Here is a 19055-nt window from a genome sequence, read left to right on the forward strand (position 1 = left end):
GACCAAATCGCTATAATGTGCCACCTGATTTGGTCGTTTTCGATATTGGATAGTCAATTGAGTAATAAAATGCGTATTGGCGGCTCCCTTGAGCAGTCTCTGAACCAGGGCTACCGCCTTGATCTGAAAGGGGTCATCCAGGAGGGATGGCAACAGACCCGCCGTACCGGATTTGGCCTGCTGCTGGCGATTGTCGGAGTGACGGCGATCTGGATCCTGCTCAGCAATGTGCTGTTGTTGCCCTATCTGGGGGACGACAACCAGATGAATGTGGCCATGGTGCTAAGCCTGCTGATGACGGTGGTGATGGCCCCCATGACCAGCTCCCTCGATATGCTGGGGTTGCAGCAGTCGGTCGGGGTGCGCGCCCGGGCCAACCAGGTGTTCGACTTCTTCCGCCATTTTGTGCGTCTCGGCATGCTGAGCCTGCTTGGCAGTCTGCTCACCAGCCTGTTTGGCCCGCTGTTCGATCTGGTGGGATTGCCCGCCGTGCTCTCTTTCATTCCTTCGGCCCTGATCGGCATGGGGCTGCTCTTTACCGTACCGCTGGTGCTGGAGCGCGGCCTGACGCCGCCCCAGGCCATTCTGGTCTCCCTCAAGCTCTTTGCGCGCGGCTGGCCCAGCATTGTGCTGTTCCACGGCGTGATGACCGCGCTCTTCTTCCTGGCTCTGATCCCCATGGGGTTGGGGCTTATCTGGGTGGCACCGCTCTATTTCAACTGCAAGGGGATCCTCTATCGGGATCTCTGCGGCGTGGCAGTAGAGGTTAACGAGGTGACTGAAGGCCCCAACCATTTCAATGCATGATGCAAAAGGATGTTGAATGACTCGTCGATATGGAGTGACCAAGGCCTTGCGCCATAGCCTGCTGGCCAGTCTCTTGCTGCCAGGGCTGGCGCTGGCTGAGCCGGTGCTGGATCTGCAATACAGCACCTTCTACAGCCAGATGAAGACCTTTGCCAAAGGGGAGTTTGGTCACGCCAGACTGGGGTTTTATCTGACCGATCCGCAAAATGGTCAACGTTGCGGCCTGGTCGCTGCGCGGGTATCGACGCAGGACAAGGAGGTCGCGGGCGAGGTGACGATCGATAGCGAACTGCGCCTGCCGTTCGATGATGATCTCAACCTCGACAAAGGGATGGTGCAGGTCACGCTCAAAGAGCCCCACGCCAGCTGCGATATGGCGGTACAGGTGATGGCCGATGCGCCGAACGGGTCCGAACTGCCGCTGGCCGAGCTGGCGGCGCGTCAGCAGCAGATGCAGTCGTTGCTCGACAAGATGGCGGGCATGGTCGGCAAGCACTTCCTGCCGAAGATGGAAGGGGTGCGCATTACCCTGGTGCAGCAGAGCGGCACCGCTTATCTGATTGATGGCGCCCGTCAGGAGGCGCTGCCCTGGCAGGAGGGCCACCTGCTGCTGAGCAATGAGCAACTGGCCGCGTTCGCTGCGGGGCAACTGCGCCTGCAGGGTGAGGTGCTGCGGTTGACCCCCTGGCTGCACAAGGGCTGATGCTGGTGGTGCTGTCACCTCAATGACAGGCCGATCCAGAAAGCAAAAAAGGAGCGATAATCGCTCCTTTTTTATTGCGTGGCGTTTGCCCTGTGACGGCGGCTTAGCGCACTTCAATCACATCCAGCATGTCCATCTCGTCGATGTCCAGCAGCGGAGCCTTTGGCATCTCGGGCGGATCAAACGCCTTGTCGCCGCCATCGATAATGCCGGAGTCGCGGTTGATGCTCTTGAAGTCAAACAGCTTGTGATCGAGCAGGTGGCTCGGGATCACGTCCTGAATGGCGGTGAACATGGTTTCGATACGACCGGGGAAGCGGCGATCCCAATCCTGCATCATCTGCTTGATGGCCTGACGCTGCAGGTTCTCCTGCGAACCGCACAGGTTGCACGGGATGATGGGGAAGGCTTTCACCTCGGCGTAGCGCACCAGATCTTTCTCTTTGCAGTAGGCCAGCGGGCGGATCACCACGTTCTTGCCATCATCGCTCACCAGCTTGGGCGGCATGGACTTGAGCTTGCCACCGTAGAACATGTTGAGGAACAGGGTCTCGAGGATGTCGTCGCGGTGATGACCAAGGGCAATCTTGGTGCAACCCAGCTCCTGGGCGGTGCGATAGAGAATACCGCGGCGCAGTCGTGAGCAGAGGGAGCAGGTAGTTTTGCCTTCCGGTACCTTCTCCTTGACGATGGAGTAGGTATCTTCCTCGACGATCTTGTACTCGATACCGAGTGAGGCGAGGTATTCAGGCAGCACATGCTCGGGGAAACCGGGCTGCTTCTGATCCAGGTTGACGGCAACCAGATCGAAATGGATGGGGGCGCTGGCTTTGAGGCTCATCAGTATGTCGAGCATACCGAAGCTGTCCTTGCCGCCGGAGAGGCAGACCATGACCTTGTCGCCCTCTTCAATCATGTTGAAGTCGGCAATGGCCTGACCCACGTTGCGCCGCAGGCGCTTCTGCAGTTTGTTAAAACTGTATTTATCTTTGGCGTTCAGCTCTTCTAGCATGCTCGTAAAACCCGGGACACAAATAAGCGCGTTATTATAGCCATGTCCCGGGGGAGGGCAAGGTGCCAGGCACCTTATGATTGTTTGCGACGACTGTCGACCGGGCAGCTGTAGTCCGCCGGTTTGAGGATCAGGATGTCGCAGGAGAGGCGGTCAATCACATGTTCGGCGGTATTGCCGAGCAAGGCAGCAGAAAGTCCGGTGCGACCGACGCAGCCCATGATCATCAGGGTCGCCTTGAGCTCTTCGGCCATATCCGGCAGCACCTCTTCCGGTAGCCCTTCTGCCACCCGGGTCCAGAGATGACCAATTCCGAACTTGTCGGCATGGCTGAGCAGCAGGGACTCGTGGTGTTTGCGGATCGCCTCGTTATAGGCGTTGGGGTCAAACTCCGGCAGCTCGATGGCCACGTTGACCGGGGTGCCCGGGTAGGTGTTGACCAGATAGAGGTTGGAGCCCAGCAGTTCGGCGATATCGCTCCCCTCCTGGGTGATCCGTTCGTTGAGCAGTTTCTGATCCGGATCGTCGCTTGAGCAGTTGATGGCGGCGATGATGTTGCCACCCCGTTGCCAGTGCCCCTCCTTGACCAGCAGCACCGGGCAGGGGCATTTGCGCAGCAGATGCCAGTCGGTGGGGGTAAAGATGAAGGTTTGCAGGAAGCTGTGATGGTGGGTGGCCTTGACCACCAGATCGTGGTGCTGCTCCAGTACCTCCTGAATGACGCACTCGAAGGGGCGATTGTGCCAGACCACCTTCACCTCGCAGGTTATCCCCTGTGCCCGATAGGGGGTCAGGATCTCGTCCAGCCACTCACGTCGCTGTGAAATGACGCCGTCGCGCATCTCTTGCCGCTCATCCACCGAGAGCATGGCGGTCATTTCATACGAGAAGTCATAGATGGTGAGCAGCAGGGTCAGATGGGCGTTTTCGTCCAGCTCGGCGATTTTGACTGCCCGTTCGAGGGCGATTTGACGCTCCTCTTCTGGATTGATAACCACCAGAATATTCTGATATTTGACCATCTTCTCCTCCTTGGAAAAGTCCAATGACAGCAGAATGTTAGCTATTACAGCTTAGCGCAGGAGGAGGGTAACGGGAACGTACCGGATCACATTCCAGAGGAAAGGATCCGGCAGAGAAAGCGGGATTTAAGACGTGTGCTTAGCCACAGGCTGGTCGGGTTGCACCGGCCATCATGCCAAGGGCGACCTGATCCAGCACGGTAATGTATTTGCCTTTGACGCTGATAAGACCGGACTTCTGGAAGCGGCCGAGCAGACGACTGATGGTCTCGACGGTCAGCCCCAGATAGTTGCCGATATCGCCACGGGTCATGGAGAGACGGAACTCCTTGGCGGAGAAGCCGCGCTCGGAGAAGCGTACCGACAGATTGTGCAGGAAGGCGGCGAGGCGCTCTTCGGCATTTTTCTTGGAGAGCAGCAGGATCATCTCCTGATCGCCCATGATTTCATTGCTCATCAGACGCATGATCTGCTGACGCAACTTGGGCATCTTGCCGGAGAGATCGTCGAGCACTTCAAAAGGGATCTCGCACACCATGGCGGTTTCCAGCGCCTGGGCGAAGGAGGGGTGGGCCTGCTTGTGGATGGCATCGAAACCAACCAGATCGCCAGCGAGGTGGAACGCGGTGATCTGCTCGTCCCCTTGCTCGGTGATGGTGTAAGACTTGATGGTCCCGGAACGGATGGCATAGAGCGATTTGAACTCGTCGCCAGCCTTGAACAGCTCTTCACCCTTCTGGATCGGTTTTTTGCGCTCGATGATGCTGTCCAGCTGATCAAGCTCGTTGTCGTTCAGAGTGAAGGGAATACAGAGCTGACTGATACTGCAATCCTGGCAATGAATTGCACAGCCACCGCTCTGGATACGTCTGCCAGGTTTCTTTTCCGGGATCATAGGCTCATACGAATAATTGATTTATATCAAACAAGTTTACCATCAACTCATCCGTTTTGGATAGGGTTTCAAAAGGAAGCAATGCCAATCCAGAAGGTATGTACCCCGAACAAAATGAGCAGAAGGGCACCGCCAAGGCGCAAACTGCGCAGGGTGAGCCAGTATCTCAGGCGATCCGCGAGCCCTCCCAGCGCGAACAAGGTGGGCAGGGTGCCGAGGCCAAAAAAGAGCATGATCAGCGCTCCGCCACTGGCCGAACCCGCCGCCGCGCTCCAGGTCAGCATGGAGTAGACCAGCCCGCAAGGCAGCCAACCCCACACCATGCCAAAGGGCAGTGCCTGCACAGGTGAGGTGAAGGGGAGAAATTTGCCCGCCAGCGGTTTGATATGGGGCCAAAGTCTGGCGCCGAGCCGCTCCAGCAGCAAGACCCCTTGCCACCATCCTGCCAGATAAAGGCCAAGTGCAATCATCAGCAGCGCCGCCACGAGACGCAAGCCGGCGATAGCGTGTTTGCCTGCACCCAGCTCGCTGGTGGTGGCGAGCAGGCCACCCACCAGTGCACCTGCAATCACATAGCTCAGGATCCGGCCGAGGTTGTAGTTGAACAGATAGCCGAGTCGCCCCCAGAAGTGCTGCTTGTTGGCGGGGATCGCCATGGATAGCGCGGCAGAGACACCACCGCACATGCCGATACAGTGGGCAGAGCCTGCCAGTCCGACCAGCAGGGCCCCGGCCAGATCAAGGTTGTGGATCATTGTCAGCAGGCTTTACGGGTTTGCGGGCGGGTTGCTCTTCGTCAAACAGGATGTTGGAACCCTGCCGGTCGAGATCTTCAAACTGCTCGGAGCGAATGGCCCAGAAGAAGACGACCCCGGCGATGATCACAAACAGGATGGCGATGGGGATCAGGACAAAAATTATATTCATGAGAGGTACCTTGGCGTTCATCCTTGGCAAGCGTCCCCTATGGTAACCCTGTTCGGGCAGGGGGCCAGCCGCTATCAGTTAGAAATGTGGCCTGCATCGGAGGCAGGCCACATTTTCAGCTATTTCCCGTCAGCAGCTTCATCGATTGAGGCGCATGGAGTTGGTCACCACGATGAGCGAGCTGAGCGACATACCCGCCGCCGCCAGATAAGGGGGGAGCCAGCCGCAGGCCGCCAGCGGTAACACCAGCAGGTTGTAACCGATGGACCAGGCGAAGTTCTCGATGATGATCTTGCGGGTACGCATTGCCAGCACTCTGGCCTCGAGCAGTCGGCTCAAGTCATCGGCCAGCAGGATGGCATCGGCGCTGTTTTTCGCCAGATCGGTGCCACCCGCCATGGCGAACGAGGCGTGCGCTCCGGCCAGTACCGGGGCGTCGTTGATGCCATCGCCCACCATGATGCTGATATCCCCCTCGGCTTCACGGGTCTTGAGGTAGGCCAGCTTGCCATCGGGTGAGACCCCCTTTACCAGTTCATCTACTCCCAGCTCGCGGGCAATCTCGTCGGCCTGCAGGGAGCTGTCGCCAGTCAGCACAGTGGTTTGCAGACCGGCTGCCTTGAATGCCGCGATCAGCGACTTGGCATCGGGGCGCAGGGTATCTTCCAGATTGAAACGGGCCAATACCTTCTGCTCGTCGGCCAGATAGATAGCCAGACCGCGGCCGTTTTCTTGCGCCGGATCCAGCCCAAGCCAGCGAGCACTGCCGAGGCGGTAGCGTACGCCATCCACCAGCGCCGTGATGCCATGACCGATGACCGGGGTGATCTCGCGGGCGGATGGCAGCACGGTGATGTTGTCGGCGGGCAACCGGAAGGCGCGGGCAATGGGGTGTTCGGATTGCGCCTCCATGGCCCGGGCGATGGCGAGGCAGTGCGCCTCGTCAAGGTCGGCCAACGCCTGAGTCTGCGTCAGGCTGACGTTGCCTGTGGTCAGGGTGCCGGTCTTGTCCATCACGATGCGGTTGGCCTTGGTCAGCACGTCCAGCACATGACCGCGGCGCAGCAGAATGCCGTTGCGGGTCAGATTGGCGGTGGCCGAGGTCAGCGCCGTCGGGGTCGCCAGCGACAGGGCGCAAGGGCAGGTGGCAACCAGCACGGCGAGGGTGACCCAGAACGCCTGATCCGGTTGATGGAAGTGCCAGAAGGTCCAGACCGCGGCGGCAATGATCAGCAGCACCAGAATAAAGTGGCGTGACAGCTGATCCGCCATCTGGGCGATGGCCGGTTTGTCATCGAGGGCATGATCCTGCAGCCGCATGATCTGGGCGATCCGCGACTCTTCGATACGGTGGCTGACCCGGATCTGCAGCGGTGCATCCGTGTTGATGGTGCCGGCATAGACCTGATCACCGGGCTGTTTGAGCAGGGGCAGCTGTTCACCGGTCAGCATGGATTCGTTGAGGCTGGCTTGCCCTTCGACAATGATGCCGTCTGCCGGCAAAGTGGCACCGGCCAGCACCCGTACCCGATCGCCGACCTGCAAGGTTTTGGCCGCTACCTCATGTTCCCCTTCATCATCGATGCGGGTCGCCATGATGGGCACAAGTCGCGCCAGGTTGGAGCTCGATTCCGACGCCTTGCGCCGGGCCCGCAACTCGAGAAAGCGCCCCAGCAGCAGGAAGAAGACGAACATGGTGATGGAGTCGTAATAGACCTCACCGGTATTGAACACAGTGGCCCACATGGAGGCGATAAAAGCCCCGATCAGCGCCAGCGACACCGACACATCCATCGACAGGTGACCCTGCTTCAGACTGCGCCAGGCACCCACATAAAAGGGCTGGGCTGAGTAGATCATGATGGGGGTGGAGAGCAACAGGCTTATCCACTTGAAGTAGACCATGAACTCATCTTCAACGCTGATGAAGAGGTCCATGTAGAGGGCCACGGCGCACATCATCACCTGCATCGAGCCCAGGCCTGCCAGTGCCAGCCGGAACATATAGCTGCGCACCTCTTTGGCGTAGAGCGCCTCCTGTTGATGGGTCTGGAACGGGTAGGCGCGATAGCCGATCTGGGCGAACCCCTTGAGGATGTCACTCAGGGAAAGCTGATCCGGATCCCACTTGATGCGGGCCCGGTGGGTGGTGGTGTTGACGTTGATGTAGCGCAGGCCGCCAAGGGTCATCAGGTGGCGTTCAATAAGCCAGGCACAGGCAGCGCAGGTGAGCCCCTCGACCGTCAGCTGGATTTCACGAAGGGTACCGCTGTCGGTGACAAAATCCTGTTGCACTTCTGCCAGATCGTAGTGGGTGAGGGCGGCCAACTCCTCGGGCACCAGATCACCCTTGGTGCCGGGGGCGGTGCGGTGATCGTAGTAACTGGCGAGGCCGCACTCCATGATGGTTTCCGCCACCGCCTGACAACCGGGGCAGCACATGGGGCGAACAATCCCCTTTATCTCGAGGGAGTAGCCACTATTGGCGGGCACCGGCTCGCCACAGTGAAAACAAGGGGTCATGGTTTATGGCCCCCTGAATGCAGGATGCGAGCTGCAGGGGCGCTGGCGAGAACCTGCTCACCACACTGAGAACAGCCGGTCATGGCTTAGCGTCCTTTCGGGTCGAGTTCGACAGGGGCCAGGGTGGGCAGCTGGACGGTCTCTTGCAATCGCCACTCATGATCAAAGGCATCGACCCGAATGTGCCACTTGCCGACCAACGGCTTGTCGAAATGGAGGCGATAGGTGCCGCTCGCATCGGCGGTGATCATGTGTTCGCTGTCCTGACCGGCCAAGGTCGGATGGAACAATGAGAGATAGAGAGCTTGCCCGGCAGGAATATCGCCGCTGATGGGTTTGAGGGTCAGCTCGTTGCCGTCAACTTCCAGCCCAAAGCGGATATTGAGGGCTTCGGAGCGGTCAAACTTGCTCAAGTCCTGATTGATCTCTTTCCCTTGTTTGTAATAGTCCTCGGCCACCAGATTGACCCCATCCTTGCTGGCGATGATGGCGGTGGCGATACTGCCGACAACAGCAGCAGTGGGGAGGGCGATGATAAACCAGGGCCAGAATTGGCGATACCACGGTTTGGATAGAGGTTGGGTCATGATTGCTACTGCCATGAAACGAATGATTAACGTGGAAGATGGTTTTTACGCAACACAAGATAACAAAAAGCCTCGAGGAGTCGAGGCTTTTTGCTGTGTAATCACGTGTTTATCACATGTTACAACGTTACGGGCGAACCTTATTTGGCAGACTGTTGATGAGACAGGCTGTAAACGTAGGAGGCCAGCAGGTGAACCTTGTCCTCACCCAGAATATCTTTCCAGGCTGGCATCACGCCGTGACGACCGTGGGTGATGGTTTGCACCACCACTTCGCGGGAGCCACCGTAGAGCCAGGTGTTGTTGGTCAGATCTGGCGCACCGACGGCAACACCGCCCTTGGCATCGGCCCCGTGGCAGGCTGCGCAGATGGCAAAGCGTGCTTCACCTTTCTTCGCTTCCACCAGGTCGACCTTGCGACCGGAGAGGCTCAGCACATAGGAGGCCACTTCCTGAACGCCATCTTTGCCGAGGATTTCACCCCAGGCCGCCATGATCCCCTGACGACCGCCCATGATGGTGGTCTTGATTTGATCAGGCTGGCCGCCCCATTGCCATTCGCTGTCGGTCAGGTTCGGGAAGCCGCGGCCACCACGGGCATCGGAGCCGTGACACTGGGAGCAGTTCTGCAGGAACAGACGCTGACCCACTTTCAGGGCTTCCGGATCCTTGGCGATCTCGGTAATGGCACGATAGGTTTTGCCATCCGCTTCATAGGTGAGTTCACGGAACTTGGCGCCGTAGATCTCGTCAGCCTTGGCGACCTCGCGGTCATATTCCACCGCGCGACCTTCAGCCTTGGCCGATTCGGTTGCAGCCTTGGACTCGGCCAGCGAGCGCACGTCCTGGTTGGAACTTTGCCAGCCCAGCAGGCCTTTGAAGTTGCCAAGCCCCGGGAAGGCGACCAGATAGACCAGACCGGTGACGATGAAGAAGAGGAACATGTAAGTCCACCACTTCGGCAGCGGGTTGTTGATCTCCTCGATGCCATCGAAGGAGTGACCCATCGATTTGCCTTCTTCAACACCCATCTTGTCCTTGCGGCACCACATCAGCAGCAAGAAGCAGCCGAGGATGGTTCCCAGACTGATGACAGTCACAAAAATGCTAAACAGAGTGCTCATTATTGTTTCGCTCCTGCGTTCTTTTTATCAGCACCGGGTTGCTCATCATCGGCAAAAACCAGATTGGCAGCCTCGTCGAAAGAGGTCTTGCGGCGTTTGCTGTAGGCCCAGACGATGATGCCAATCATGATGGCCATCAACAGCAAGGTATACAGACCGCGAAATGTGCCGTAGTCCATTTTCGCCTCCTTATTTCAGGGCATGACCCAGTGATTGCAGATAGGCCACCAGCGCATCCAGCTCGGTTTTGCCCTTCACGGCTTCGCCCGCACCCTGAATATCGGCGTCGGTATAGGGCACACCGAAGTGATCGCGGAACAGCGCCAGTTTTTTGCCGGTCATCTCGCCAGTCAGCACATTGGTATCAAGCCAGGGGTAGGCGGGCATGTTGGATTCCGGTACCACATCGCGCGGGTTGATCAGGTGAACCTTGTGCCACTCGTCGGAGTAGCGACCACCAACACGGGCCAAGTCCGGACCAGTACGCTTGGAGCCCCACAGGAAGGGGTGCTCCCAGACGCTCTCGCCTGCGACCGAGTAGTGACCGTAACGCTCGGTTTCGGCACGGAACGGACGGATCATCTGGCTGTGGCAGTTGGTGCAGCCTTCGCGAATGAAGATGTCGCGTCCTTCCATCTGTAGAGCGGTGTAGGGCTTGAGGCCCTCCACCGGCTCGGTGGTTTGCTTTTGGAAGAACAGCGGGGTGATTTCAACCAGGCCCCCCAGACTGATGGCGAAGATGATGCCGACCACCAGCATGGGAACGCTTTTTTCAAATATTTCGTGACGGTTATTGTTGCTCATGGGTTGACCTCTTCAATCATGCTGGCTGGGCGATAGGTTCCAGAGAACCTTTGGGCGCAGTGATGGTGCGATAGGCGTTGTAAGCCAGCAGCAACATGCCGGTGACGAAGAAGCAGCCTCCCAGGAAGCGCACGAAATAGAAGGGATAGGATGCCTGCAGCGCTTCAACGAAGCTGTAGGTCAGGGTGCCGTCTTCGTTGACTGCACGCCACATCAGGCCCTGCATCACGCCGGAAATCCACATGGCAACGATGTAGAGCACGGTGCCCACGGTCGCCAGCCAGAAGTGAACGTTGATCAGCTTGATGCTGTACATCCGGCCCTGGCCAAACAGGTTCGGGATCAGGTGATAGACAGCACCGATGGAGACCATGGCAACCCAGCCCAGCGCACCGGAGTGAACGTGACCAACGGTCCAGTCGGTGTAGTGGGAGAGGGCGTTGACGGTTTTGATCGCCATCATCGGCCCTTCGAAGGTCGACATGCCGTAGAAAGACAGGGAGACGATCAGGAAGCGCAGGATGGGGTCATAACGCAGTTTGTGCCACGCACCGGAGAGGGTCATGATGCCGTTGATCATGCCGCCCCAGGAGGGCACGAACAGGATCAGGGACATCACCATGCCCAGCGACTGGGCCCAGTCAGGCAGTGCGGTGTAGTGCAGGTGGTGCGGACCGGCCCAGATATAGAGGGAGATCAGCGCCCAGAAGTGCACGATGGAGAGGCGATAGGAGTAAACCGGACGACCGGCCTGCTTGGGCACAAAGTAGTACATCATCCCGAGGAAGCCAGCGGTCAGCAGGAAGCCTACCGCGTTGTGGCCATACCACCACTGCACCATGGCGTCCATGGCGCCGGAGTACATGGAGTAGGACTTCATGCCGGAGAGCGGCACTTCCATGTTATTGACAATGTGCAGCACCGCGACGGTGATGATGAAGGCGCCGAAGAACCAGTTCGCCACATAGATGTGGGAGGTGGTGCGCTTCATCAGGGTGCCGAAGAAGACGATGGCATAGGCGACCCATACCACTGTGATGGCGATATCAATCGGCCACTCCAGCTCGGCATACTCTTTGGCGGAGGTGTAACCCAGCGGCAGAGAGATGGCGGCAGAGAGGATGATCGCTTGCCAGCCCCAGAAGACGAAGGTTGCCAGCGGGCCACCGAACAGTCTGGTTTGACAGGTGCGCTGCACCACGTAGAACGAGGTGGCCATCAGTGCACTGACGCCGAAGGCGAAGATCACTGCGTTGGTATGGAGGGGCCGCAGACGACTGTAAGTCAGCCACGGAGTATCGAAGTTGAGAGCAGGCCAGATCAACTGGGCTGCGATCAGTACGCCAACCGACATGCCGACAATTCCCCAGACAATCGTCATGACGGTAAACTGGCGAACAACGGTGTAGTTGTACTCAGGATGGTTAGTTGTATGGCTCATCGTTATATTCCGCTTCCGATGCTGCTGTTGTTTGGTTTTGTATCCGGAGAACCGGACTGGCTTCATCAGCCACCGCCGACCAGTTGTTAACATCTGTTAACGAAAGGAAAAGCAAAAGATGGCTAAATGAAAACTTCATGGGAATGATACTGAACTGACAGGTAAAATAACAGTATAAACAGTGATATATTTGGCTCCGTCCGGTCTCGTTATGGCGGCTTTTTACCTTGTTCGAGATCACAAAAAACTATTTTAATTGCATCTTAATCGGGCTGTTTTTGATGAAAGAGAGACTTACCGCACGTAAAGTTTTGCACCTCGCACTGGTGCTGGCGTTGTTGCTGGCGCTGATTGCCTATCGCACCTGGTTTTCGGCCGATAGCAGCGTGCCTGCTGGTCAGACAAAAGATCAGATTTGTGATCTTTCCCACACCCCTTGCAACGCGCTGATAGGTAACAAGCCGCTGACGGTAGCCATCAAGGAATTACCGCTGCGCGCCGAACATGACTTTGCCATCGCTATTACCGGTGGTGATCCAGCCATCAAGCCGGTTAAGGCGACGCTCGAAGGCAAAGATATGTTTATGGGCACCATTCCGGTGAGCTTTGAACAAATAGACGGACAGTGGCAGGCGGTGACCCAGGTGGGGAGCTGTACGTCACCCGTCATGGTCTGGCTGTTAAATATTGAGTGGAGTAATGGTCAACGCCAGCAATTGGCGCTTTCCGTTGCTCGGGAATAACGGCGCAAGGGGTGGGTAGTGGAAAAAATATTTGAAATTTCCCGGCCAGGCGTTACCTTCCCCAAACCATCAGGGAGTGAAGTTCATTTAATCATGATTGAAAAACAACCGTTTTATCGCACCCTCAACCAGCAAGCCAAGGCGCTGCTGGAGGGGGAAACCGATCTGATTGCCAATCTGGCCAACTTGTCTGCGCTGCTGAATCAGGAGCTGACGGAGATCAACTGGGTCGGTTTTTATCTGTTGCAGGGTGAGACCCTGGTATTGGGGCCATTTCAAGGCAAACCGGCCTGCGTGCGGATCCCGGTCGGCCGCGGGGTGTGTGGTACGGCAGTGGCAGAGGGGAGAACCCAGCTCATTGACGATGTCCACCAGTTTGACGGTCACATCGCTTGCGATGGCGCGAGCAACTCGGAAATCGTGATCCCGGTGCGCCGTGGTGACGAGATCATCGGAGTGCTCGATATCGACAGTCCGATTTTTAACCGTTTCGACCAGGAAGACCGGATTGGCCTCGAAGAAACGGTGCAAATTTTGGAAAGCATGCTCTAAGTCATTGCTAGATGGTTCGCAAAAGGCCCCAAGCTCTCTATAATGGGGCCTTTGTTGTGCTCGGGACGTGCCCGTGCGTTTATATGAAAGCCAAGGTTATACATGGAAAACACTGAGAAGCTGAAGAACAGTAAAGAGATCGTTGCCTACCTGGTCGAGAAATTCCCGGCCTGCTTCGTTGCTGAAGGAGAGGCCAAGCCGCTCAAGATTGGCATCTTCCAGGATTTGGCCGAGCGTCTTGCTGACGATGCCAGAGTCTCCAAGACCATGCTGCGTTCCGCACTGCGTCAATACACCTCCAGCTGGCGCTACCTGCACGGCCTCAAAGCTGGCCAGGCTCGCGTTGATCTGGACGGCAACCCGGGCGAACTGCTGACCGAAGAGCACATCGAGCACGCCAAGCAAGCTCTGAAAGAGAGCAAAGAGCGCGTATTCGCCAGCCGTCGTACCAATACCAAAGAGAAGGATGAGAAGGCCAAGAAGCCCCGTCGTCCTGCTGTGCGCAAAACCGAGAAAGCTGATGTAGCTGCCAAGCCGAAAGCTGCCGCCAAGGCACCGGTCGCTGAAGCTCCGCTGGTTAAAGTGGATGCCGCTACGCTGAAAGTGGGCCAGGATGTGCGCGTCGTTATGGGTAAATTCCCGGTTCCGGCAACCATCAAGGAAGTAACCAAGGACGATGTACAGGTCCAACTGCAGACCGGCATGATGGTGCGGGTCAAATCAGAGCACTTGGTTCTCTAAGGAGACAAATGTTGAAGCATGGCGTAATTCGTTTTTCCCTCGTTGCCTGTAGCCTGGCGCTTGCCGGGCTTGCACAGGCCATCGAGCCGGTGCTCAAGGAGAGTGATTTGCCTGTGTTGGCTCAAGAGAGCCAACATGCTACGGCCAGCAAGCGAATTACCAATTTGTTTACCCGCTCGCACTACAAACAGTTCAAGCTGGACGATGCCTTTTCCTCCGTGATTTTCGATAAATATCTGGAGAATTTGGACTACAGCCGCAACCTGTTTTTGGCCTCTGATATCAGCCGTTTTGAAAAGTACCGTAACGGTTTTGACACCGACCTCGAAAGAGGCCGTCTGGCTCCCGCCTACGAGATGTTCAACCTGAGTCAGCAGCGGCGTTATGAGCGGTTCGAATACGCCCTCAAACTGCTTGATACTCCTTTCGATTTTACCCAGACCGACAACTATGTGTTTGATCGGGAAGGGGCGGCTTGGCCCAAAGATGAAGCAGAGCTCAACGAGCTGTGGCGTCAGCGGGTCAAGTTCGATGCCCTGAGCCTCAAGCTCAGTGGCAAGGAGTGGCCCGAGATCAAGGAGCTGCTTGGCAAGCGTTACAATAACGCCATCAAGCGGATGTCCCAGACCGAGAGCGAGGATGTCTTCCAGCTCTTCATGAACTCCTTCGCTCGCGCCATCGAACCGCACACCAGTTACCTCTCACCGCGCAGTGCCGATCGCTTCAACACCGAGATGAACCTCTCGCTGGAGGGGATTGGTGCCGTGTTGCAGGCGGAAGATGATTTTACCGTCATCCGTTCGCTGGTGCCCGGTGGCCCGGCGGCCAAATCCAACCACCTCAAGCCCGATGACAAGATCACCGGGGTAGGGCAGGAAGATGGCAAGATTGTCGATGTGATCGGCTGGCGTCTTGATGACGTGGTCGAGCTCATCAAGGGTCCCAAGGGGAGCAAGGTCAAGCTGGAGATCCAGCGCGGCAAGGGCGCAACCGCCAAGACCGAGCAGATCGAGCTGACCCGTGACAAGGTGCGCCTTGAAGACAGGGCGGCCAAGTCCAAGGTGATTAACGCCGAAGGCAAGAAGATTGGCGTCATCGAGATCCCGAGTTTCTACGTCAATTTGCACGACGACGTGATCAAGGAGCTCTCCAGCCTCAACAAGCAGAAGATCGATGGTCTGATCATCGATCTGCGCGGTAACGGCGGTGGTGCCCTGACCGAAGCGTCTGCCCTGAGCGGTCTCTTCTTTGCCAGCGGTCCCGTGGTGCAAATTCGTGATCACATGGGCCGTATCACGGTCAATGGCGATGACGATGGCAACGTTTACTACGGCGGCCCCATGTCGGTGATGATCGACCGCTACAGTGCCTCGGCCTCCGAGATCTTCGCTGCCGCCATGCAGGATTATGGCCGCGCCCTGATCCTGGGTGAAAACTCGTTCGGCAAGGGGACGGTGCAGCAGCATCGCAGCCTCGCCAAGGTCTATGACTTCTACGAGCAGCCGCTGGGTCACGTGCAGTACACCATCGCCAAGTTCTACCGGATCGACGGTGGCAGCACCCAGAACAAGGGCGTTGCGCCGGATATCAGCTTCCCGACACCGGTTGCCCCGGAAGAGACGGGCGAGAGCCGTGAGTTCAATGCGTTGCCGTGGGACAAGATTGCCTCCGCCAACTACGAGAAACTCGGCAACTTCGCCAGCCTGCTGCCGAAGTTGCAGTCGGCGCACGATGCCCGGATCGCCAAGGATCCCGAGTTTGCCTATGTGATGCAGGACATCGCCGACTACAAGGAGGAGAAAGACAAGAAGTCGGTCTCCCTCAACGAGGCGGAGCGTGTTGCAGAGCAGGCGAAACAGGATGAGAAAGCGCTCAAACGTACCAATGAGCGTCTGGCACGTCTTGGCAAGCCGGCGGTGAAGAGTCTGGATGAACTGCCCGCTGATTTTGAAGCGCCCGATGAGTATCTCATCGAAGCGGCCAATATCACGGCGGATCTGGCCAAGGTCAGCAAACGCAGCTGACAAGGCGACCCATAATGCACAAGGGCGACTCCGGTCGCCCTTTCTTTTTGTCTGGCGTATCTGACGTAATGCAAATTGTTTGACCCCGTCAGTTGGTTGTGACAGCCTCTTTCTCGCCTTTAACAAGCGTGGAAGCAGACAATAATGACCGATCACTCCCAGGCCATGACGGCCAAATATCGCCAGGATTATCAGGCGCCGCTCTACTGGATCGACACCATCGACCTCGATTTCCAACTGCAGGAGCCGCTGACCCAGGTCACCGCCATCACCCGCATTCGCCGCAACGGTGAGCACAATGCGCCGCTGATCCTCGATGGCGAGCAGCTGACCCTCAAGAGCGTTGCCATCGATGGCATTCCCTGTGACCACTACGAGCAAGGCGAGAGCAGCCTGATCCTGTTCAACCTGCCGGCCGAATGTGTGCTGACCATCGTCACCCTGCTGGATCCGGCCGCCAACACCGCGCTGGAAGGGCTTTACAAGTCTGGCGATGCCTACTGCACCCAGTGTGAAGCGGAAGGGTTCCGTCGCATTACCTATTATCTGGACCGCCCCGACATTCTGGCCCGTTACAGCACCCGCATTACCGCCGACAAAGCCCAGTTCCCCTTCCTGCTCTCCAACGGCAACAAGGTCGATAGCGGTGATCTCGATGGCGGCCGTCACTTCGTACAGTGGCAGGATCCTTTCCCCAAACCGAGCTACCTGTTTGCGCTGGTGGCCGGAGATTTCGATGTGGAGCGCAGCCACTACACCACCAAAAGCGGCCGCAAGGTGGCCCTCGAGATCTTCGTCGACAAGGGCAACCTGGACAGAGCCGGTTTTGCCATGGAGAGCCTCATCAACTCCATGCGTTGGGACGAACAGCGTTTCGGCCTCGAGTATGACCTCGACATCTACATGATCGTCGCGGTGGACTTCTTCAACATGGGCGCCATGGAGAACAAGGGGCTCAACATCTTTAACTCCAAATTCGTGCTGGCCAATCCGGCTACTGCCACCGACAGCGATTACCACGGTATCGAACGGGTGATCGGTCACGAATATTTCCACAACTGGACCGGCAACCGCGTCACCTGCCGTGACTGGTTCCAGCTCAGCCTGAAAGAGGGGCTGACGGTATTCCGGGATCAGGAGTTCTCCTCCGATCTGGGCTCCCGCGGCGTCAACCGCATCAACAACGTGCGTACCGTGCGCGGCCCGCAGTTTGCCGAAGATGCCGGCCCCATGGCGCACCCGATCCGCCCGGATGTGGTGATCGAGATGAACAACTTCTACACCCTGACCGTCTACGAGAAGGGGTCGGAAGTGATCCGCATGATGCACACCCTGCTGGGTGAAGCTGCCTTCCAGGCCGGTATGCGTCTCTACTTCGAGCGCCACGACGGCTCGGCCGCCACCTGCGATGATTTCGTGCAGGCGATGGAGGATGCTTCCGGTGTCGATCTCGGCCGTTTCCGCCGCTGGTACAGCCAGTCCGGTACCCCCGAGCTGACTGTGACCGACGAGTACGATGCCGCCAGCGGTATCTATCGCCTCCATGTGAGCCAGCACACCCCGCCGACTCAGGATCAGCCGCAGAAGCTGCCGCTGCATATCCCCCTCGACATCGAGCTCTATGACGAGCAAGGTGCCGTCATTGCGCTGCAATATCAGGGTAAGGCCATCGGCAACGTGCTCGACGTGCTGGAAGCGGAGCAGACCTTCGAGTTCGATCAGGTGCCGGTCAAGCCGGTTCCCTCCCTGCTGCGGGACTTCTCCGCGCCGGTCAAGCTGCACTATGACTACAGCGATGAAGCGCTCGCCTTCCTGATGCGCTTTGCCCGCAACGAGTTTGCCCGCTGGGATGCCGCCCAGATGCTGATCAACAAGGCGGTCATCGAAGGAGTAGCGCGGGTGCAACATGGGCAGGGGGTTGAGCTCTCCCAAACCCTGCTGGCCGCCTTCGTCGCCATTTTGGACGACAGCGAGCTGGATTTGGCCCTCAAGGCGGAGATCCTGGCGCTGCCCGGTGAAGCGACCCTGGCCGAGCTGTTCGAGGTGGCCGATATCGATGCCATCCATCAGGTGCGCGACGCGATCCACACCCGTCTTGCCGAGGCCTTTGGCGCGCGCTTGGCGGCTACCTATCAGAGCCTGCGTCTGAGCGGCTATCAGGTGGTGCACGCCGACATGGCCAAGCGGGCTCTCAAAGGGGTGGTGCTCGGCTATCTGGCTGCGCTGGATGCGGAGCATGCCGATGCGCTGGTGCGCGAGCAGTACGCAACCGCCGACAACATGACCGACACCCTGGCGGCACTGCAGGTGGCCAACGGCTATCTGCTGCCATGTCGCGCAGCGCTGCTGGCCGATTTCGAGGGCAAGTGGGCCAAGGATGGACTGGTGCTGGATAACTGGCTGCGGCTGATTGGCAGCAAACCGGCTGCCGATGTGCTCGGCGAAGTGAAGCAGGCGATGAATCACCCCACCTTCAGCATTCGCAACCCGAACCGGCTGCGGGCGCTGATCGGCAGCTTCGCCATGAGCAATCAGGTGCAGTTCCATGCGGTGGATGGCAGCGGTTACCGCTTCCTGACCGATCTGCTGATCGAGCTCAACGAGGTCAATCCGCAGGTGGCCTCCCGCCTCATCACCCCGCTTATCCAGTTCAAGCGACTGGATGACGCGCGCAAGGCCCTGATCCGCGCCGAGCTGACCCGTCTGGCCAACCTTGAGGGGTTGGCACGGGATCTGTTCGAGAAGGTAAGCAAGGCGCTGCAGCAGTAAGTAGCGACGGGGCAGGGGCGTTGAACGCGCCTGCCCCCGATTATGTGATTTGCCGTGTGATCAGGAGCAAGCGTGAAGCAGTTTACTTTTCGGCTCTCATTGAATAGCGATGAGGTGATGCTGATGTATCAGGGCCATGCCAGACGGCTGGTGGTGCGCAGCGAACAGGGGCTGACCCTGGAGCTTGGCATAGAAAAAATACGGCCCTTTGTCGCCATCAATGGTGTGCATGGCTACTTTCGGCTGAAAACTCAGGATGATTACCGCTTTATCAGTCTCGAACGCATAAATTAACAAAAAGTGAACAGATTACCGACTGTTTATCTGCTTTGAGTCACTATCTATCCGGTAAACTGGCACAAAGGTAGTGGGAATTTCTGT

The 19055-nt window shown here is 57.8% G+C and carries 19 protein-coding genes; 8 read left to right on the forward strand and 11 right to left on the reverse strand.

Annotated elements, in window-relative coordinates:
• Positions 1-69: 69 nt before the first annotated feature.
• Both BSP75_RS13940 and BSP75_RS13945 read left to right on the forward strand, forming a co-directional pair.
• On the forward strand, positions 70-807 hold the full coding sequence (locus BSP75_RS13940) for a hypothetical protein (protein ID WP_075113594.1): 738 nt from the start codon (positions 70-72) through the stop codon (positions 805-807).
• Between the two features lie 16 nt (positions 808-823).
• On the forward strand, positions 824-1510 hold the full coding sequence (locus BSP75_RS13945; RefSeq protein ID WP_075113595.1) for a DUF2987 domain-containing protein: 687 nt from the start codon (positions 824-826) through the stop codon (positions 1508-1510).
• Between the two features lie 103 nt (positions 1511-1613).
• Here BSP75_RS13945 and ttcA read toward each other — a convergent pair whose 3' ends face one another.
• The 11 genes from ttcA to ccoN form a co-directional block, all read right to left on the reverse strand.
• Entirely contained in the window at positions 1614-2522 is a 909-nt protein-coding gene (gene ttcA / locus BSP75_RS13950; RefSeq protein ID WP_033137043.1) for a tRNA 2-thiocytidine(32) synthetase TtcA, read from the reverse strand.
• Between the two features lie 74 nt (positions 2523-2596).
• Positions 2597-3544: a universal stress protein UspE gene (gene uspE, locus BSP75_RS13955; protein WP_075113596.1), complete on the reverse strand. Its 948-nt coding sequence runs from the start codon at positions 3542-3544 to the stop codon at positions 2597-2599.
• Between the two features lie 139 nt (positions 3545-3683).
• A complete protein-coding gene (locus BSP75_RS13960) occupies positions 3684-4439 on the reverse strand; it encodes an FNR family transcription factor (protein ID WP_042062338.1) in 756 nt (251 codons plus the stop codon).
• 68 nt (positions 4440-4507) lie between these two features.
• Positions 4508-5194, reverse strand: coding sequence for a sulfite exporter TauE/SafE family protein (locus BSP75_RS13965; protein WP_075113597.1), 687 nt, complete (start codon positions 5192-5194; stop codon positions 4508-4510).
• The gene (gene ccoS, locus BSP75_RS13970) at positions 5178-5366 is read right to left on the reverse strand and encodes a cbb3-type cytochrome oxidase assembly protein CcoS (protein ID WP_075113598.1); all 189 of its coding nucleotides are present in this window, start codon (positions 5364-5366) and stop codon (positions 5178-5180) included. The genes BSP75_RS13965 and ccoS overlap by 17 nt, the downstream gene beginning before the upstream one ends.
• 138 nt (positions 5367-5504) lie before the next feature.
• Positions 5505-7889, reverse strand: coding sequence for a heavy metal translocating P-type ATPase (locus BSP75_RS13975; protein WP_075113599.1), 2385 nt, complete (start codon positions 7887-7889; stop codon positions 5505-5507).
• Between the two features lie 86 nt (positions 7890-7975).
• On the reverse strand, positions 7976-8476 hold the full coding sequence (locus BSP75_RS13980) for a FixH family protein (RefSeq protein WP_043820362.1): 501 nt from the start codon (positions 8474-8476) through the stop codon (positions 7976-7978).
• A 140-nt stretch (positions 8477-8616) separates the two neighbouring features.
• Positions 8617-9600 (reverse strand): cytochrome-c oxidase, cbb3-type subunit III, encoded by a 984-nt coding sequence (gene ccoP / locus BSP75_RS13985; RefSeq protein ID WP_021230094.1) that lies wholly within the window; start codon positions 9598-9600, stop codon positions 8617-8619.
• Positions 9600-9779 (reverse strand): CcoQ/FixQ family Cbb3-type cytochrome c oxidase assembly chaperone, encoded by a 180-nt coding sequence (locus tag BSP75_RS13990; RefSeq protein ID WP_005336620.1) that lies wholly within the window; start codon positions 9777-9779, stop codon positions 9600-9602. Before BSP75_RS13990 ends, ccoP begins: the two co-directional genes overlap by 1 nt.
• Before the next feature lie 10 nt (positions 9780-9789).
• Positions 9790-10404: a cytochrome-c oxidase, cbb3-type subunit II gene (gene ccoO, locus BSP75_RS13995; RefSeq protein ID WP_021230095.1), complete on the reverse strand. Its 615-nt coding sequence runs from the start codon at positions 10402-10404 to the stop codon at positions 9790-9792.
• 16 nt (positions 10405-10420) lie between these two features.
• Complete coding sequence (gene ccoN / locus BSP75_RS14000) at positions 10421-11845, reverse strand: cytochrome-c oxidase, cbb3-type subunit I (RefSeq protein ID WP_075113600.1); 1425 nt, start codon at positions 11843-11845, stop codon at positions 10421-10423.
• 281 nt (positions 11846-12126) lie between these two features.
• Here ccoN and BSP75_RS14005 point away from each other — a divergent pair, with 281 nt between their 5' ends.
• From BSP75_RS14005 to BSP75_RS14030, 6 genes are all read left to right on the forward strand, one after another.
• Positions 12127-12588 (forward strand): hypothetical protein, encoded by a 462-nt coding sequence (locus BSP75_RS14005; protein ID WP_075113647.1) that lies wholly within the window; start codon positions 12127-12129, stop codon positions 12586-12588.
• 93 nt (positions 12589-12681) lie between these two features.
• The gene (locus BSP75_RS14010) at positions 12682-13140 is read left to right on the forward strand and encodes a GAF domain-containing protein (RefSeq protein ID WP_075113601.1); all 459 of its coding nucleotides are present in this window, start codon (positions 12682-12684) and stop codon (positions 13138-13140) included.
• Between the two features lie 102 nt (positions 13141-13242).
• Positions 13243-13881 (forward strand): RNA chaperone ProQ, encoded by a 639-nt coding sequence (gene proQ / locus BSP75_RS14015; protein WP_042062349.1) that lies wholly within the window; start codon positions 13243-13245, stop codon positions 13879-13881.
• Between the two features lie 8 nt (positions 13882-13889).
• Complete coding sequence (gene prc, locus BSP75_RS14020; protein WP_042062350.1) at positions 13890-15905, forward strand: carboxy terminal-processing peptidase; 2016 nt, start codon at positions 13890-13892, stop codon at positions 15903-15905.
• A 144-nt stretch (positions 15906-16049) separates the two neighbouring features.
• The gene (gene pepN, locus BSP75_RS14025; protein WP_075113602.1) at positions 16050-18674 is read left to right on the forward strand and encodes an aminopeptidase N; all 2625 of its coding nucleotides are present in this window, start codon (positions 16050-16052) and stop codon (positions 18672-18674) included.
• A 72-nt stretch (positions 18675-18746) separates the two neighbouring features.
• Positions 18747-18968: a DUF2835 family protein gene (locus BSP75_RS14030; protein WP_005351919.1), complete on the forward strand. Its 222-nt coding sequence runs from the start codon at positions 18747-18749 to the stop codon at positions 18966-18968.
• Positions 18969-19055 lie beyond the last annotated feature (87 nt).

The sequence above is a fragment of the Aeromonas sp. YN13HZO-058 genome, from assembly GCF_001921245.1.
Classification (GTDB): domain Bacteria; phylum Pseudomonadota; class Gammaproteobacteria; order Enterobacterales; family Aeromonadaceae; genus Aeromonas; species Aeromonas allosaccharophila.

Bases quoted from the DNA above. Each gene is read 5' to 3' on its own strand.
- BSP75_RS13940 (WP_075113594.1), top strand. From the start codon at position 70: ATGCGTATTGGCGGCTCCCTTGAGCAGTCTCTGAACCAGGGCTACCGC.
- BSP75_RS13945 (WP_075113595.1), top strand. From the start codon at position 824: ATGACTCGTCGATATGGAGTGACCAAGGCCTTGCGCCATAGCCTGCTG.
- ttcA (WP_033137043.1), bottom strand. From the start codon at position 2,522: ATGCTAGAAGAGCTGAACGCCAAAGATAAATACAGTTTTAACAAACTG.
- uspE (WP_075113596.1), bottom strand. From the start codon at position 3,544: ATGGTCAAATATCAGAATATTCTGGTGGTTATCAATCCAGAAGAGGAG.
- BSP75_RS13960 (WP_042062338.1), bottom strand. From the start codon at position 4,439: ATGATCCCGGAAAAGAAACCTGGCAGACGTATCCAGAGCGGTGGCTGT.
- BSP75_RS13965 (WP_075113597.1), bottom strand. From the start codon at position 5,194: ATGATCCACAACCTTGATCTGGCCGGGGCCCTGCTGGTCGGACTGGCA.
- ccoS (WP_075113598.1), bottom strand. From the start codon at position 5,366: ATGAATATAATTTTTGTCCTGATCCCCATCGCCATCCTGTTTGTGATC.
- BSP75_RS13975 (WP_075113599.1), bottom strand. From the start codon at position 7,889: ATGACCCCTTGTTTTCACTGTGGCGAGCCGGTGCCCGCCAATAGTGGC.
- BSP75_RS13980 (WP_043820362.1), bottom strand. From the start codon at position 8,476: ATGACCCAACCTCTATCCAAACCGTGGTATCGCCAATTCTGGCCCTGG.
- ccoP (WP_021230094.1), bottom strand. From the start codon at position 9,600: ATGAGCACTCTGTTTAGCATTTTTGTGACTGTCATCAGTCTGGGAACC.
- BSP75_RS13990 (WP_005336620.1), bottom strand. From the start codon at position 9,779: ATGGACTACGGCACATTTCGCGGTCTGTATACCTTGCTGTTGATGGCC.
- ccoO (WP_021230095.1), bottom strand. From the start codon at position 10,404: ATGAGCAACAATAACCGTCACGAAATATTTGAAAAAAGCGTTCCCATG.
- ccoN (WP_075113600.1), bottom strand. From the start codon at position 11,845: ATGAGCCATACAACTAACCATCCTGAGTACAACTACACCGTTGTTCGC.
- BSP75_RS14005 (WP_075113647.1), top strand. From the start codon at position 12,127: ATGAAAGAGAGACTTACCGCACGTAAAGTTTTGCACCTCGCACTGGTG.
- BSP75_RS14010 (WP_075113601.1), top strand. From the start codon at position 12,682: ATGATTGAAAAACAACCGTTTTATCGCACCCTCAACCAGCAAGCCAAG.
- proQ (WP_042062349.1), top strand. From the start codon at position 13,243: ATGGAAAACACTGAGAAGCTGAAGAACAGTAAAGAGATCGTTGCCTAC.
- prc (WP_042062350.1), top strand. From the start codon at position 13,890: ATGTTGAAGCATGGCGTAATTCGTTTTTCCCTCGTTGCCTGTAGCCTG.
- pepN (WP_075113602.1), top strand. From the start codon at position 16,050: ATGACCGATCACTCCCAGGCCATGACGGCCAAATATCGCCAGGATTAT.